At 45.4% G+C, this 15,033-nt stretch carries 18 protein-coding genes; 4 read left to right on the forward strand and 14 right to left on the reverse strand.

The annotated features are described in order from the left end of the window. Positions 1-4 precede the first annotated feature (4 nt). From ACOJR9_RS01340 to ACOJR9_RS01375, 8 genes are read right to left on the reverse strand one after another with little or no spacing between them, the layout of a single operon-like run. Complete coding sequence (locus ACOJR9_RS01340; protein WP_420934647.1) at positions 5-751, reverse strand: HAD-IA family hydrolase; 747 nt, start codon at positions 749-751, stop codon at positions 5-7. A 40-nt stretch (positions 752-791) separates the two neighbouring features. Next, the gene (gene xerC / locus ACOJR9_RS01345; RefSeq protein ID WP_420936019.1) at positions 792-1,739 is read right to left on the reverse strand and encodes a tyrosine recombinase XerC; all 948 of its coding nucleotides are present in this window, start codon (positions 1,737-1,739) and stop codon (positions 792-794) included. Between the two features lie 14 nt (positions 1,740-1,753). Further along, complete coding sequence (locus ACOJR9_RS01350) at positions 1,754-2,449, reverse strand: DUF484 family protein (protein ID WP_420934648.1); 696 nt, start codon at positions 2,447-2,449, stop codon at positions 1,754-1,756. After that, on the reverse strand, positions 2,446-3,276 hold the full coding sequence (gene dapF / locus ACOJR9_RS01355; protein WP_420934649.1) for a diaminopimelate epimerase: 831 nt from the start codon (positions 3,274-3,276) through the stop codon (positions 2,446-2,448). Before dapF ends, ACOJR9_RS01350 begins: the two co-directional genes overlap by 4 nt. Before the next feature lie 35 nt (positions 3,277-3,311). Further along, a complete protein-coding gene (lysA, locus tag ACOJR9_RS01360) occupies positions 3,312-4,562 on the reverse strand; it encodes a diaminopimelate decarboxylase (RefSeq protein WP_420934650.1) in 1,251 nt (416 codons plus the stop codon). Continuing rightward, positions 4,562-4,816 (reverse strand): LPS translocon maturation chaperone LptM, encoded by a 255-nt coding sequence (gene lptM, locus ACOJR9_RS01365; RefSeq protein WP_420934651.1) that lies wholly within the window; start codon positions 4,814-4,816, stop codon positions 4,562-4,564. Before lptM ends, lysA begins: the two co-directional genes overlap by 1 nt. 52 nt (positions 4,817-4,868) lie before the next feature. Beyond that, positions 4,869-5,936, reverse strand: a complete 1,068-nt coding sequence (locus ACOJR9_RS01370; protein WP_420934652.1) for an MJ1255/VC2487 family glycosyltransferase — start codon at positions 5,934-5,936, stop codon at positions 4,869-4,871. Position 5,937: 1 nt separating this feature from the next. Further along, on the reverse strand, positions 5,938-6,450 hold the full coding sequence (locus tag ACOJR9_RS01375; protein WP_420934653.1) for a phosphatase PAP2 family protein: 513 nt from the start codon (positions 6,448-6,450) through the stop codon (positions 5,938-5,940). A 371-nt stretch (positions 6,451-6,821) separates the two neighbouring features. Here ACOJR9_RS01375 and rraA point away from each other — a divergent pair, with 371 nt between their 5' ends. Continuing rightward, a complete protein-coding gene (gene rraA, locus ACOJR9_RS01380) occupies positions 6,822-7,307 on the forward strand; it encodes a ribonuclease E activity regulator RraA (protein WP_420934654.1) in 486 nt (161 codons plus the stop codon). A 117-nt stretch (positions 7,308-7,424) separates the two neighbouring features. On the opposite strand, the gene ACOJR9_RS01385 is transcribed toward rraA, so the two are convergent. The 4 genes from ACOJR9_RS01385 to pnuC all read right to left on the reverse strand — a co-directional run bounded on the left by ACOJR9_RS01385 (position 7,425) and on the right by pnuC (position 10,982). Beyond that, entirely contained in the window at positions 7,425-8,234 is an 810-nt protein-coding gene (locus ACOJR9_RS01385; protein ID WP_420934655.1) for a S1/P1 nuclease, read from the reverse strand. Between the two features lie 2 nt (positions 8,235-8,236). Then, a complete protein-coding gene (locus ACOJR9_RS01390) occupies positions 8,237-8,869 on the reverse strand; it encodes a flavin prenyltransferase UbiX (RefSeq protein WP_032097062.1) in 633 nt (210 codons plus the stop codon). After that, positions 8,866-10,233, reverse strand: coding sequence for a UDP-N-acetylmuramate:L-alanyl-gamma-D-glutamyl-meso-diaminopimelate ligase (gene mpl, locus ACOJR9_RS01395; protein WP_420934656.1), 1,368 nt, complete (start codon positions 10,231-10,233; stop codon positions 8,866-8,868). The genes ACOJR9_RS01390 and mpl overlap by 4 nt, the downstream gene beginning before the upstream one ends. A gap of 122 nt (positions 10,234-10,355) precedes the next feature. Continuing rightward, positions 10,356-10,982 carry a nicotinamide riboside transporter PnuC gene (gene pnuC / locus ACOJR9_RS01400; RefSeq protein ID WP_420934657.1) on the reverse strand — a complete coding sequence of 209 codons (627 nt, stop codon included), beginning with the start codon at positions 10,980-10,982 and terminating at the stop codon, positions 10,356-10,358. Between the two features lie 565 nt (positions 10,983-11,547). Between pnuC and ACOJR9_RS01405 the strand changes: the two genes are divergently transcribed. The 3 genes from ACOJR9_RS01405 (at position 11,548) to ACOJR9_RS01415 (ending at position 13,749) form a co-directional block, all read left to right on the forward strand. Continuing rightward, positions 11,548-12,522 (forward strand): class 1 fructose-bisphosphatase, encoded by a 975-nt coding sequence (locus tag ACOJR9_RS01405; protein WP_420934658.1) that lies wholly within the window; start codon positions 11,548-11,550, stop codon positions 12,520-12,522. Positions 12,523-12,660: 138 nt separating this feature from the next. After that, complete coding sequence (ppa, locus tag ACOJR9_RS01410; RefSeq protein ID WP_163106603.1) at positions 12,661-13,191, forward strand: inorganic diphosphatase; 531 nt, start codon at positions 12,661-12,663, stop codon at positions 13,189-13,191. 72 nt (positions 13,192-13,263) lie between these two features. Then, a complete protein-coding gene (locus ACOJR9_RS01415) occupies positions 13,264-13,749 on the forward strand; it encodes a DUF3299 domain-containing protein (protein ID WP_420934659.1) in 486 nt (161 codons plus the stop codon). A 27-nt stretch (positions 13,750-13,776) separates the two neighbouring features. Here the strand turns inward: ACOJR9_RS01415 and ACOJR9_RS01420 are convergent, their stop codons facing one another. Both ACOJR9_RS01420 and ACOJR9_RS01425 read right to left on the reverse strand, forming a co-directional pair. Further along, positions 13,777-14,475: a 2OG-Fe(II) oxygenase gene (locus ACOJR9_RS01420; RefSeq protein ID WP_420934660.1), complete on the reverse strand. Its 699-nt coding sequence runs from the start codon at positions 14,473-14,475 to the stop codon at positions 13,777-13,779. Positions 14,476-14,496: 21 nt separating this feature from the next. Then, positions 14,497-14,916, reverse strand: coding sequence for a thioesterase family protein (locus ACOJR9_RS01425; protein WP_349377182.1), 420 nt, complete (start codon positions 14,914-14,916; stop codon positions 14,497-14,499). Between the last annotated feature and the right edge of the window lie 117 nt (positions 14,917-15,033).

The raw sequence follows: 15,033 nt of genomic DNA on the forward strand, positions 1-15,033 counted from the left end.
TAGCCTACTTACGGCAAAAGTGAGCGAGTTCTGACAACGTCGATAGTGATACATGGGGCAGCACCGAAACCGGTTCACTACTTAGCACCATAGGGCGGTTGCAGGCAAACCAGGCTGCTTGAAATTGCGCATTTATTGCCCCTAGCACATCCTTAATAATATTATCGCCAACATGTAATATGTTACCGGCAGGAATATCTAATATTGCTGCTGCTTCGTTGAACATGTCCGGTGCAGGTTTCATTGGCCTGGTTATGCTGGCATGCAAAATAGTATCGAAGTAGGGCGTGATGCCTATTTTATCGGCGTCCACATTACCGTTGGTGATACCAACGAGGGGCATATTATCACTCAGCAGTTTGAGTATGTTATGTACGTCATCATCTAAGGTAAAATCACTTCTCGCATCGTAAAAGCAATTAAAGCATGCATCCACAGCGCTGTTTAACTCTGCGTCATCCGGTATTTCTGCAGAAAGCGAGTGTGCATTTTTACCAGAAAGGGCCGCGGTTAATATAACTCTGCGCAATTGGCCCATATCTGAGGCTAAACGATTGTCTCGATTAATGGCAGCGTGCTTAAGTAAGTACCAGTCGCGAGGGGTAAGCGCAGCGGCATTACTGTGATGGGCTTTTAAATGGGCGGCTAGGGCAGCCTCAGCTTGCCTAATGACAGGTTCGTTGTTGTATAGGGTGTCATCGAGGTCAAAGGTCATGGCCTTTACTTCATTAAGAGGTCTGTAAAACTGCATAAACTAGCTGGCCTTAATGTGTCGCGTTTATAGGTTATGTTTATTTTTTATGTGCCCGGGGATGGGCTGCATCGTAAACATTAGCGAGATGTTGAAAGTCGAGGTGTGTATAAACCTGTGTTGTCGACAAATTGGCGTGCCCAAGTAATTCTTGAACCGCGCGTAAATCCCCGCTCGACTCTAGTACGTGGGTTGCAAAGGAATGGCGCAATTTATGGGGGCTTACTTTTTGAGATATGGATTGTTCTTGGGCCATTTTATCGAGTCTGTTGGCAACTTGACGATTAGATATCCGCGTTTTTCGCTTGCTAACAAACACCGCGCTTTCATAGGGAGAGGCAAGGGCCGGCCTGACTTTTAACCAGGCATTCAGGGCTTTTTGAGCGTGGCGACCAAGGGGTAAAATACGTTGCTTGCTACCTTTACCCGTCACTCTCACCGTGCCGTCTTTCAGGCAGTCGGCAAGATTAAGCCCAGTAAGCTCGTTCAAACGCAGTCCGCAGCCGTACATCAATTCAAACATGGCGTTATCGCGAAGCTGCATTCCCTCATCATCACTTGAAGGGCGTATAGTAAGCAGTTGTTGCATTTCATCAACGCTAAGCTGTTTTGGAAGCGGTTTTCCCTGTTTAGGCGCATGGATCCCTTCTAGTGGATTGCTGAACAACTGCTTTTGCTCAATCAGATAGCTGCAAAACGTGCGAAGAGCAGAAAGCCGAAGTGCGATACTACGTGCGCTATGCCCCGACATTTTTGAATCGGCCATAACGCGTTTTATATCACTAGGGGTAAGCCCTGACCATTCAAATAGGCCAAGGAGGCTTGCTACTTCGGTAAGTTGTCGCTGATAATTTTTCACTGTGTGAGGAGAGAGGCCTCGCTCAACCTGAAGATGCAGCAAAAATTTATTCAGCCAGTGCTGACAGGTATCGCTCAGCAGTGTTTCACTGGAACTGGGCAGGGTGTTACCTGAACTCGTTTGAGACATGTCAGACACGGGGCTTAATACCCCATCATCTCTGGCAATATAATGTTGAGTACTTGTTGAAGCTGTTGAAGTAACAGTGTGTCCATCTCTGGGGTGAAGTGGCTCGCATCGCTACTGCTTATTCCCAATATGCCTAATTCGCGCTTGTCGCCGAGCAACATGAGCGCAACGGATTCGGCGCTGCTTTCACCAAACAACAGTTGTCTCTCGTGTTGAGAAAGTCGCCCAAAGAAGAAGTTAGATTCTTTAAAACGCTTTTCTGTGAACAAGCGTTGCTGAAGCTCTGGAATAGCATGGGGGCCTTTAAAGCTTTTGATTACCGCAGACGATAACTGAAGGCGTTCTTGCAGGACGTCTTCGAGGGTAAATTGCACTTCTGCGACACTCTCACAGCGCAGCAGTTGAACATTTAAATCGGTGTAAACGCGGTATATTTTTTCATTTTGTTTAGCAATAGAAACCAACTGGTTTAGCTTAAAGTTGAGTTGGCGTACTTTTTTTCTAAGCTGTTCACTTTGAATTTCGACTAGAGAAACTGTCCCCTTTTGTTCATGGGGAAGGTGTATTTTCTCAAGAAGTTCGGGGTACTGCTCGAAGAGCTCAGGGTTTTCTAACAAATAATCACGCACCTGCGCTGGAGTGAGTGCAGAGGTGTCTGTAAAGGGCTCAATAATGTGAGTTGCGTTAGATTGCCCTAGTAATTCGCTCATATCGTTATCTGTCCGTCATATACGTGTTCAGCAGGTCCAGTCATTTTCATCACGCTATCTGGGCCTGGCCAGCGAATACGTAAACTGCCACCGGGCAAATCTACCCGCACGTCTGTTCCTAATTTACCTTGTATTTGACCAATTGCAACTGCCGCGCATGCGCCGCTGCCACAGGCCAAGGTTTCACCTGAACCACGTTCAAATACACGAAGTTTAATATGCGACTCATTGATAACCTGCATAAACCCAACATTTACACCCTCAGGAAAACGTTCGTGGCGTTCTACCAATGGGCCAATGTCATGTACGGCAGCAGTATCAACATCATCGACTTCCATCACGCAGTGGGGATTGCCCATTGAGGCGGCACCAATAAACAAGGTTTTGTCACCCACCCGTAAAATGTAGGTGTTCTCTTGCTTATTTGCTTTTAAAGGAACGGAGGCTGGCTCGAACACGGGGTTACCCATGTTAACGGTAACTTGACCATCTTTTTCAAGATACAGCACTATTTTCCCAGCTTTGGTGCTTACTACAATTTTGTTACGGTTTATTAGGCCGTGCTGCTTCACAAAACGGGCAAAGCAACGTGCGCCGTTGCCACACTGCTCCACTTCCGAACCGTCTGCGTTAAAAATGCGATAGTGGAAGTCTTGCTCTGGGTCGTAGGGGGGTTCAACCATCAATAGTTGGTCGAAGCCAATACCGAAATTCCGGTCTGCCAGTTGTTTTATTTTATCTTTTGAGAAAAACACGTTCTGGGTAACGTTATCAATAACCATGAAATCGTTACCCAAACCGTGCATTTTAGAAAATTGAACCTGCATTAACAGTGCATCTTTATCTTATATTTGTCTCTAGTTTACGGAAGTTTGTGCTCACCTTTCCAGAGATCTTTTTGAATTTCTCGCTCGCGCACCACAATGGCGGTATCGCCATCTGCCATAATCTCGGCGGGGCGACAGCGACTGTTGTAGTTTGAGGCCATGACAAAGCCATAGGCACCTGCACTGCGAACCGCTAATAAATCAGTGGGTTTTATAGCCAACGTTCTGTCTTTGCCAATAAAATCGCCGGTTTCACATACCGGGCCCACTACATCATAAGTACTTGGAAGAGCGTCGCTATTTTCATTAACCGGGATAATGTTTTGCCATGCTGAATAAAGCGCTGGGCGAAGTAAGTCGTTCATGGCTGCATCAACAATGGCAAAGTTTTTCTCTTCGCCTTGTTTAATGAACTCAACTTCTGTTACCAAAATACCTGCGTTTGCTGCGATAGCGCGGCCTGGCTCAAGAATAAGTTTTAACGACTCTCGACCTACCATTTTTTCAGCCATGGCTTCGGCATATTCTTTAGGATGCGGAGGCAGTTCATCGTTATAAGTAACGCCTAAGCCGCCGCCTACATCTAGATGCTCAATAATGATATTGCGTTCGGCTAGCTCATCAATTAAGACCAGCAAACGCTCTAGTGCATCTACAAACGGGCCAATGTCTGTTAACTGCGAGCCAATATGACAATCCATTCCCACGACGTTGAGGTTTGGCAGTGATGCTGCTAACTCATAAGTGGCAAGAGCATTCTCGCGGGCAATACCAAATTTATTAGCTTTCAGCCCTGTGGAAATATAAGGGTGTGTTTTTGCATCTACATCAGGGTTTATGCGCAACGAAATGGGCGCTTGCACACCTAACTCACCGGCTACTTCATTAATACGGTGTAGTTCTGGCTCTGATTCTACGTTGAAGCACATGATGCCTTGCTGTAGTGCGTAGCGAATTTCATTATGCTTTTTACCTACACCTGAAAATACCACTTTGCTGGCGCTGCCGCCGGCTTCGATTACTCTGGCTAATTCACCTGCAGATACTATGTCAAAGCCTGAGCCTAATTTGGCTAATACGCTAAGTACGCCAATATTTGAGTTTGCCTTTACCGCATAGCAGATAAGGTGAGGATGCTCGCCTATGGCGTCATTGAATGCATGCCAATGGCGCTCTAGTGTAGCCCGAGAGTAAATATAAACGGGTGTGCCGTGTTGAGCGGCAATATCGGCAATGGCAACGTCTTCAGCGAAAAGCTGACCTTGCTTGTAGGCAAAGTAATCCACTAGTTAGGGTCTCCAAGTTTAGTAAGGGGCATCTTTATGGGTGCAGTTATCGATGTATTTATGAGTGTAGTTTTAGGCACCGAGTCAGAAACTGTAGTTTGATTGTTAGGTGTTTGCTCACTCTCGTCAGAAGACAAGTCTGAAGAGGGAGGCGGGATTTGCGATGGTGCGTCGGGTATATACAATGCACCTTTGTAACCACAACCGCTTAATGTAGTGAGGGCAAGCAGAAAAACAGCCAACTTGTTAAGCACAGAACACTCCCGCAGATAATACGATAATTGCCGCTATCATCGCATTGCGGTACTAAATTGCAAGAGACAATAAACGTTCTCTCGTTTTATCTCCATAGTGGACGTTTTTCCAAAGGATTTCACAAAGGGATTTTGTGTCTGTGTAATTACCTTGTTTAATCCAATCAATGAGTAAATTTGCGTTATCTGGAAAGGTGATTGGCTCAATATCTTCAGATGTCAGCCATTCTTCTAGTACATCGGTGTCTAGCTGAAACAAAGGTTGACACAAATTAAGACTATCGAGCATAAACACATTCGACAATTGCTCAAACTGCCCGTGTAATGGCTTAATAAGCAACTTTTTGCCTAGTTGCAATGCTTCGCTTGAAAGCTCAAACCCACCGTTTGCTACTACACCATTACAGTTTTGTAAGGCTTTGTGGAAATGCACTTTAGAGGTAGGATTCCACTGAATGTGCCCCTGAGTGTCGGCTTGTTCTATATCGGGGTGAAAGCAAATAAACGTTTGGTCGGCCAGCGGCTCAAGCATATCCCGTATATCGCTAATATTCTCAAAAGGAAGATAAACCAATATATGGCTGTTATTTGCGTGCGTTATTGGCTTATCTACTACAAAAGGGGGAATGATAGGTTGGTTAAAGTGGTACCAATGAACCCCAATTTTCTGTTGGGTTGGCGCAAAAACTTTCATTAAAGTGGCGTCAAATAGCGAGTTACCTCGTTTGGGGACATCATAAGCAAAAGCCGCCTGATGACTGATAGACATTGATGGCAGTCCTTGGCGCTTCGCAGCCCAGGCAGTGACAGGCTCGAAGTCGTTGATCAGTAAGTCGTATTGACTGGTATCAAACTGCTTCACGTCATTAACAAACTGCTTTATACGCGCGTGGCGCACTGTGCTCCACTTTTTTACTTTTCCATCTTTGTAAATAAAGCTTAACCCGCAAAGTGTTGTGTAGTGACCAAATACATCCATATCAAAGTATTTCTCCGGTGCTCTTCCGGTAAATACAAAGTCCACATCAATGTCGTTTCGCTCTGCAAATGCAGCAGCCATAATTCTCGCTCGAGCAATGTGCCCATTGCCTGTGCCCTGCACGCCGTAAAGAATTCTCATATTACACCAATATAGGGGTACTGAGGAACGCGATGGCAATTCCCAGTAACGCCCCTGCAACTACATCCGAAGGGTAATGTACGCCAAGCAACACTCTAGATAACCCAATGAGTGAAGCCCACCCATAAACTACAAACGAGAACGAAGGGTAAAAATGCGCCACTATGCACGCCATAAGCCACGCTGCAGCCGTATGACCAGAAGGCAGCGAAAATTTATCTGAAGGCGTAATATGTGCTTTAAAATTGGTCAGAAAGTCACAGGGACGGGGGCGTTTTAAGGTTTTCTTCAACAACACATAAATGGGCAGCTCTAGTGCGTATGCCATTAAGGCGGTATAGAGAAATATTTCGCCGTGTTCTGGCTCGAATGCCCATAGCAACATTCCCACGACGAGATACAAATAACCATCGCCGGTTTTTGATAACCAAATGATGGAACGACAGTCTCTTTTTTGCGTCAATTTGTATAGGCGGTAAAATAAGTCAGTATCGTACTCGGTCAAGGATTTCATAAATATAACCTTGTCCTCTATTGGTTACTTGCTGCTCACGTTAGTTAGATTCTGTGACCAATAGGTGACAGTATGAAGAAACATTTTTTACAGAGGCTAATGTGCTTAACAAAGCAAGCGCCGCTGATAAGCATATGCTAGTGGTGGCTTTTCGATAAGGCCACGTCAATAGGTTAAAAATGCACCTAAGTCTTAGCTTAAAGCTGCAAGATCTGTGCTCAATCTTGTGACTTTTTCTGATAATTGCGACAGAGAACAAATTTCAACCAAGTGACGAAAACAAGCGTTTTCAACGTGTAAATTAGTGCTATGCTAGTGAAAGAAGCTGCGTTGTGACTTTTCACACAAATTAACTAATGTAGGGCAGGGCCATGGAATACAACACTTCAGAATTATGCGACTTGTTTGCTGATAGCGTGGATGTCGTAGACCCAATTTTTGCGAGCTTTGGTGGGCGTTATTCATTTGGTGGTGAAATCACAACGATTAAGTGCTTTGAAGATAGAGGCCTTATCGACCGCGTTTTAGCTCAGCCAGGAGCAGGTAAAGTGCTGCTAATTGATGGTGGCGGTTCGGTCCGCCGTGCGCTATTTGATGCCACGTCGGCGCAAATAGCCATCGATAACGATTGGGAAGGTATAGTGTGTTACGGCAGCGTACGAGAAATAGACAGCCTTGCTGAATTGGATATTGGCGTACTGGCAGTAGCTGCTATTCCAGTGAATGCTGATGCTGACAGTGTAGGCGATGTAGATATCCCGGTTAATTTTGGTGGTGTGACTTTTCTACCAGAAGATCATCTTTACGCTGATAGCACGGGGGTTATCTTGTCACCAGAGCCGCTAGACGTAGATTAGGAGCGTTGGCTCAAAGCGAGCTAAATGTAGAACAAAAAACGGAGGCTTAGGCCTCCGTTTTCTATTTGGTATTAATTCAGCTTATTTGAAAAGAGTATTACGCCCTAGCGTTACTGGTTATTTATTGGCGTCTTCAAATATAGCGTTTAAATACATGGCAATGCGTATTCCCGCCATTTGCAAACGTCGTTTGGCAGTAGGGAGGTGATTGTACAGGTAGTCATAGCTCATCTTATTTGCATCTTCTGGATAAATGGTATCGCGAATGCTGATACTTTCCTCAATCCAAACGTAAGGGTCGGTTGACGCCCAGCTGCGAATATCTTCAGCAGTAATTTGCTCGGTTAGCCATGCCGTCCACTCGGTGTAAGACAGTCCCCGCTGATCTAACATTTGTGAGTCCCACACGCGGTGCAAATTAGAGTCTTGCCAGAAAAAGCGAACCTTTACGTCGTTGCCGCCACGATCTGTGCCGTTGCCCGCGTGAAGTGGCTGATGCAGGTCGCCAATAATGTGCACAATAAAACGAAGTGCCAGACGCTTTTCATCATCACTGGCAGTTTTGCTTCTTAACGTTTCAGCAAATTCGTTAAGCGCAGTATATGCATCGCCCTGCTCTGGTGCGCCTACTTCAACATAGCGTTTACCTTTAGGCACAGTTACGTAGTGCCAAGGGTTAGCGGTTTTTTGCCAAAACTCACTTGGGTTTGAGCGCATTTCATCGGCATGGGTTGAGGCTTCGGCAAGGGAGCCATGGGGTAATAAATCCATTAATGCCGCTTGTGACAGCGGGCTTAAATACTGCTGGGCAATAGCACCCGTTACTCTGTGACCCGTTTGACCCCAGCCAAAAGCGGGTGAAGTAATGCACATTGTTATCAGTGTGCTTAATGCCACTGCGCAAGTCCTATTTGCAAATGCAAACATAGTTATTCCTCTGAATGTTTTGACGATTGGTAGCCCCAACGAGCAACCAATGATTGTTCTATACCTAAGTGGTCTAAAATTCGAGCCACAACGAAGTCTACCAGATCATCAATCGTTTTAGGATTGTGATAGAACCCGGGTGCTGCTGGCATAATTGTGGCACCCATTTGTGACAGTTTTAACATATTTTCTAGGTGAATAGAGGAAAGCGGCATTTCACGGGGGACTAAAATAAGCTGGCCTCGCTCTTTAAGTACTACGTCGGCTGCCCGCTCAATAAGGTTATCACTCGCCCCAATAGAGATAGCCGATAACGTGCCGGTAGAGCAAGGGCACACCACCATTTTAGCCGGCGCCGCCGAGCCGGAGGCAACCGGAGAAAACCACTCTTCTTTTCCAAACACCTTAATTTGACCAGGTTTACCGCCGCAGTGCTCGGTAAAAAATGCCGCTGCGTCTTCAGGACGCGAGGGAATTTTTACGTTTTCTTCGGTAGCGAACACCACTTTAGCCGCAGAGGAGATAAGCACGTAAACTTGATAGTCGGCGCTAACGAGTGATTGCAGTAATGTAAGCGCATACGGTGCGCCTGATGCGCCGGTAATAGCAAGGGTGACTTGCTTGTCATGTTTCATGTGTTGGCCCTGTTAAATTTTTTACTCAGCGCATCTAATAAACGCCCGTGAATACCGTCGAAACCACCATTGCTCATAATGAGAATGTGATCGCCTGGCAGTGCTACGTTAGCGAGGGATTGAACGATCGGTTCTACCTCATTAAAACACTGTGAGGAAACGGGGCTTTGTGCCGCAGCTTCACTTAACGACCATCCCATTTCTTTGGGCTCGTATAAGTATACCTCGTCGGCTTGCTGCCACGAGTTTGCCAGTGTGTTTTTGTGAATGCCCATTCTCATCGTGTTAGAGCGGGGCTCTAACACGGCATGAATTCGCGCATTGCCTACTTTATTGCGAAGGCCATCAAGGGTGGTTGCTATGGCGGTAGGGTGGTGAGCGAAGTCATCGTATACCGTGATGCCATTCACCACGCCCTTAACCTCCATTCTGCGTTTTACATTTTTGAAATGGGCGAGTGCTGCAATTGCATCTGGTAGCGTTACACCAGCATGGTGAGCAGCGGCAATTGCCATAAGGCCATTGTCCACATTGTGCTGACCAAGAAGCGACCACGTTACGGTACCTTTGGTGTCACCATTATGGATAACATCAAATTGACTGCCGTCTTTGTTCAGTAATTGACTAGACCACTCTTTATGTAAACATTGGCGAGACGACCAACAGCCCTGGGCTAAGGTTTCTTCAATAGCAGGTACGTCACTTGGTGAAAGAATTAGGCCATTTTCTGGCACCATTCTAATGAGGTGATGAAACTGGGTTTGTATGGCAGCCAAATTAGGAAAGATATCTGCGTGGTCAAACTCTAAGTTATTAATGACCAGTGTTTTTGGGCGGTAGTGTACAAACTTAGAGCGTTTGTCAAAAAACGCGCTGTCGTATTCATCCGCTTCAATGACAAAGAATGGCCCATCGCCAACGCGTGCTGAAACGCCAAAGTTCTCAGGAACGCCGCCAATAAGATAGCCAGGATTTAGCCCCGTATAGTCTAATATCCATGCCACCATACTGCTGGTAGTTGTTTTACCATGGGTGCCCGATAATCCAATGACCCATCTATCTTTAAGTAAATTATCTAATAGCCACTGCGGCCCGCTGGTATAGGCTAGGTTGCGGCTAAGCACATATTCTACGGCAGGGTTGCCGCGAGACAAGGCGTTACCAATAATAACGATATCAGGTGTTGGCGAAAACTGGCATTCGTCAAATCCTTCGGTAAGTGTTATTCCCAAAGCCTCTAACTGGGTGCTCATGGGGGGGTACACATTGCTATCAGACCCTGTCACTTCGTGCCCAAGTGACTTAGCGATGGCTGCAATGCCGCCCATAAAACTTCCGCAGATACCCAAAATATGTACATGCATAGCGCATTCTCGTTCTTATCGTTTATGGGGGGTACTCTATCAGAACCTCAAAAGATTTTGATAATTGAATTTGACAAAAAACAGGATAGATTCAAGGTGAGCTTATTGAGTTTCGCTTTACGTCAGCGATTGCAGAGACGCCTGTCTCTGTCAGGCAATATGCCACCAACATCCCTGCGCTGCAATTTCCTCCAATTGAAAAAACCGTAAGCAGAGATAAGTGTCATGGATAGATACAAAAATGCGGTTTGGCTTAATTCCCCTTGTGAAAATAAGTATGTATTACAGCTGTTGAGTGCAATCCAGTAAATCCAGTTCTCTATGCGACGATATATGGTCAATATGGTGGCATATACACTAAATACGGTGATAGAGGCGTCTAATAAAGGATTCACATTGAAAAATATTGACGGTAGTAACACCATCAAGATTGCAATCGCTAGTAGTAGCAAGGGCAAAACCGTTACTTGTTGTTTAATAGTACTGAATTGATAAATGCTGATTTGACTATCTGAAGTTGATAATGTCCAATTATACCAGCCCCACACTGACATTAGCATATAAAGGATATTTAAAAATAATTGCGAAGTGACGTGGGCACCAAGAAAAATAAATGTGTATAAAAATGAGGTAAGAAAGCCTGAGGCCCAACACCAAATACTGCCTCGCGCAGCTAAGGTTACATAAAACACAAATGCGATGATAGCCAGTGACTCAGTAGCTGGGTGTGTAGCGATTTCAATGAGCATATTCTGATATTACCTCTGTCGATAGCCTATATTTCATTGGTTAATGATTTTTGTAAAGCCTATCTTTCTCTATTGCTCCTGCCTTACAACGTTATCTTGTCATATGCCTATTCGGTCATGTAATTCGAGTAACGATCCGAACCTACGCTTGTTCATGAAGCGCCGCTGTCTTGAACCGCTGCTACTGGCTTTCTTTTTTGCTTATTGGGCAAGCACAATCTGGTGTGGTTGTGAGCGCTATCTTACAGAATACTGGCTAATTACGAATTACTACTTATCCACACGAATTAACTCTATTCATGGAAACATACATAATGATGAAGTTTACACTGGTATGGTGTGTGAATGTTACTCTGATGGTATATAACCCTGTATGTCTGTTCTATTTCTAGGCGAACATGGTTACAATTGATTTGCGGCACATTGCTAACGCGCCGTCTATACACGCTTTTGCAAAGGACACACTGGCAAAGGACTAACTGGCAGAGCAACGAGCGATAAGCCAGTGCGAAAACTGTGCGTCTTGTAACACCACACCCTACACTCGAAAAAAAGGCTTTAAAAAATGAAACGTTTAAACTCTCAACTGCAACAAGACGGTGCACCGCTTGAGCTAATATTGCTCATTCGTACGTTGTTAGCGGGTTGCAAAGAAATTTCTTTCCGTGTCAGTCAGGGCGCCCTTGCTGGCGTACTGGGTTCAACGCTCTCTGAGAACGTGCAGGGCGAGACGCAAAAGAAGCTCGATGTTATTTCTAATCATATTTTAAAAGATACGCTGAGAGAGTCGGGATACGTTAAAGCGATTTCATCAGAAGAAGAAGACGATGTTGTACCCTGTAACCCTGAGGGCAAATACTTAGTAAGTTTTGATCCGCTAGACGGCTCTTCAAATACTGAAATCAACAGTTTGATTGGTACCATATTCTCTATTGCTCATGCGCCTCAGTGGATGGAGCCTGATGATCCTTCGGCATTTTTACAGCCCGGTACACAGATGGTAGCAGCAGGCTACGTGCTTTACGGGCCGTCAACTATGCTTGCACTTACCACGGGCCGCGGAACGCACATATACACGCTAGATAAAACCCACGGTGGCTTTCTATTAACGCACCCCAATATTCAAGTACCGGCGCAAACCTCTGAGTTTTCGATTAACGCCTCCAACCAGCGCCATTGGGAGCCTTCAATGCAGGCTTACATTGCCGACTTGCTAGCCGGAAAAGATGGCCCACGCGAGAAAAACTATAATATGCGCTGGGTAGCTGCCATGGTGGGCGATATTCATCGCTTATTATGTCGTGGCGGAATTTTTATGTACCCGTTTGATAATCGCGACCCGTCAAAGCCAGGAAAACTGCGTTTGTTATATGAAGCAAACCCAATGGCGTTTTTGATGGAACAGGCTGGTGGCAAAGCAGAAACAGGTGAAGGCCGCATACTTGAAGTGATGCCAGAAGAGATTCATCAGCGTGTACCTTGTATTATCGGCTCGAGTGAAGAAGTGGATATGTGCTTGAGCTACGCCAAAAAAGCTTAATAAAACACAAAGTAGTCATTATAAGGCGGCAAAATCCAACAGTTTGGTGAGACATCAGTCTTAAACCATTTTTATTTTGCCGCTGTCACCGTATACTTACGGGCAAAATTTCTAACCTATTATTGTAAGGACAATTGAATGAGCTTGAATGCTGTTCCTGCGGGCAAGAATTTGCCTGATGAAGTGAATGTAATTATCGAAATCCCAGCACACGCTGACCCAGTTAAGTATGAAGTAGATAAAGATACTGGTGCGTTGTATGTAGACCGCTTTATGGCGACATGCATGCATTACCCAACTAACTACGGTTACGTTAACAACACCTTGTCTGAAGACGGTGACCCGGTTGATGTATTGGTAATGACGCCTTTCCCACTACTTGCGGGTTCGGTGATTAAGTGTCGTCCTGTTGGCGTATTGAACATGACTGATGAGTCGGGCAAAGACGCTAAAGTGCTTGCTGTACCGGTAGACAAGCTATCTACTATTTACCGCGATGTTAAAGAATTGGCCGACGTACCTGCGTTGCTGCTTAAGCAAATTGAGCACTTCTTTGAGCACTACAAAGATTTAGAGCCTGGTAAGTGGGTAAAAATTGACGGTTGGGATGACGCTGCAGCTGCTAAAGCTGAGATTGTCTCAAGTGTTGAGCGTTTCAAAGCAGAATAATTCACCTTAGGTGAATGTAATGCTACAACGGGCTGGTTACGACCAGCCCGTTTTTGTTTATAAGAGAGGATTATGGCTACTGCAAAAGTAACATCATTATTTGCGTTCGTATCCTGCTTGATGCTTTTCGCAGTTTCAGCGCAAGCTCAAGAGGCGCCGGTAGAAGTGTATTGGGAGGATTTGGTTCCACCTGGCTTCAACGAACTAGCGCCGCCAGCAGTGCAGCACAACGGTGAGATGAGTCAAATACAGCCCGACGCGCCTGTGGTAGATACCTATGACGGTAAACGGGTTAAAATTCCGGGCTTTGTGGTTCCTCTTGAGGGCACGGCCGAACTTACCACCGAGTTTTTATTAGTGCCGTTTTTTGGCGCTTGTATCCACGTTCCGCCACCACCCTCTAATCAAATTGTGTATGTTAAGTTTGAAGAAGGCATTGCTATCGACAATATTTACGATGCAATTTGGGTGACGGGCGAGTTGTCTACAGATAGTTGGAAGGGCGATATTGCCTCGGTGGGCTATCGTTTGAAAGGTGAGGCCGTCGAAGGGTTTTAACCCTTCGATATTGCCCAGCTTTTGCCACTACCCTTGGGTGTAAATATGCTCTGCACGGTTAAATAAGAGCCACGAGGTTAGAATATACTTGTCATTACTCTTAGGTATTTGCCCGCGGTGAGTATGGGTAAAATACGCTGGTGCAATCACCATTCTTCCGGCTTTTGGTTTTACTGAACGGTCTTGATAATAGAACTCAGTTTCGCCGCCATCATCCACGTCATTGAGATAATACATAAACAGTAATACTCGGTGTAGTGCATCGTTATGTTGAAGCTGTGGGTACACTTCTGAGTGCCAGTAAGGGTAGCCTCCGTTGCCCGCGGTATAACGCTGAGCATTGACATCGCCCACGCGAAATAGGTAATTTACTAAGTTCGCCAAATTCGGCTTGCCGACTTCTTCGAAATTTTCTCCGGTAAGCTTTACGGGCTTGCCAGTTTTTGGGTGCTTTACGGTCAGCCCAATGGGTCCTACGAGTGCGTAATAGTATTTCTCGATATACGCCACTAACTGTTGACCCGTGTGCTGCATTACCTGCTTAAATAAATCTTGGAACTCGTCGTTACGGCTAATCGACACATCGGTGCTGCGCTTTTTATCTAAATCAACGCCGCCACCAGTACGGCCTTGGCTCAAGTTGGGGCTGTTTTCAAACCGGTCCATAAGCTGCGTACACAGCTCTGGCGGTAAAACATCATCAATGACTTCTATTAAATCGCTCATGGCGCTTCCTTACCCCCTGCGTTACTTATCTGAAATGTCTTTGAAGTGAGAATGAAGCATGGCTTTCACCTCATCAGGGATAGGCGCTGAGCGCTGAGTGTTGTAATCAAAATGCACCATGGTAGTCACGCCTGTTGAGCATAGTTTGTCGTCTTGCCACAGCTCCTGAAACACATCGAATGCACTGTTGCCTAACCGGCTTATAAAGGTTTTTACGGTTACTGGTTTGCCATAGAAAATCTGCGCTAAAAAATTCACTTTGTAGCTAGCCAAAATAAGCGGCCAATTTTGTAAATCCAACTCGGGGGTAAACATGCGGAAAATGGGCTCGCGAGCGGCTTCAAACCATGCCACTAACGCCGTATTACTCACATGCTGCAGCGCATCAGTTTCACAAAAACGCACATCGAATGATGTGACTAACGGAGTTTCATTGGTCATAGAGTACAGCGCTTATATTTTGTTTTTAGCAACTCTAGCATTAAGTAGTGTGGTTTTCAGCAACGCTGGTTCTTCCTATTAATAATCTAGCTGATAAAAATGGAGCAAGAAAGTGAC

This window comes from Alteromonas ulvae, from assembly GCF_048987005.1.
In the GTDB taxonomy this organism is placed as follows: Bacteria; Pseudomonadota; Gammaproteobacteria; order Enterobacterales; family Alteromonadaceae; genus Alteromonas.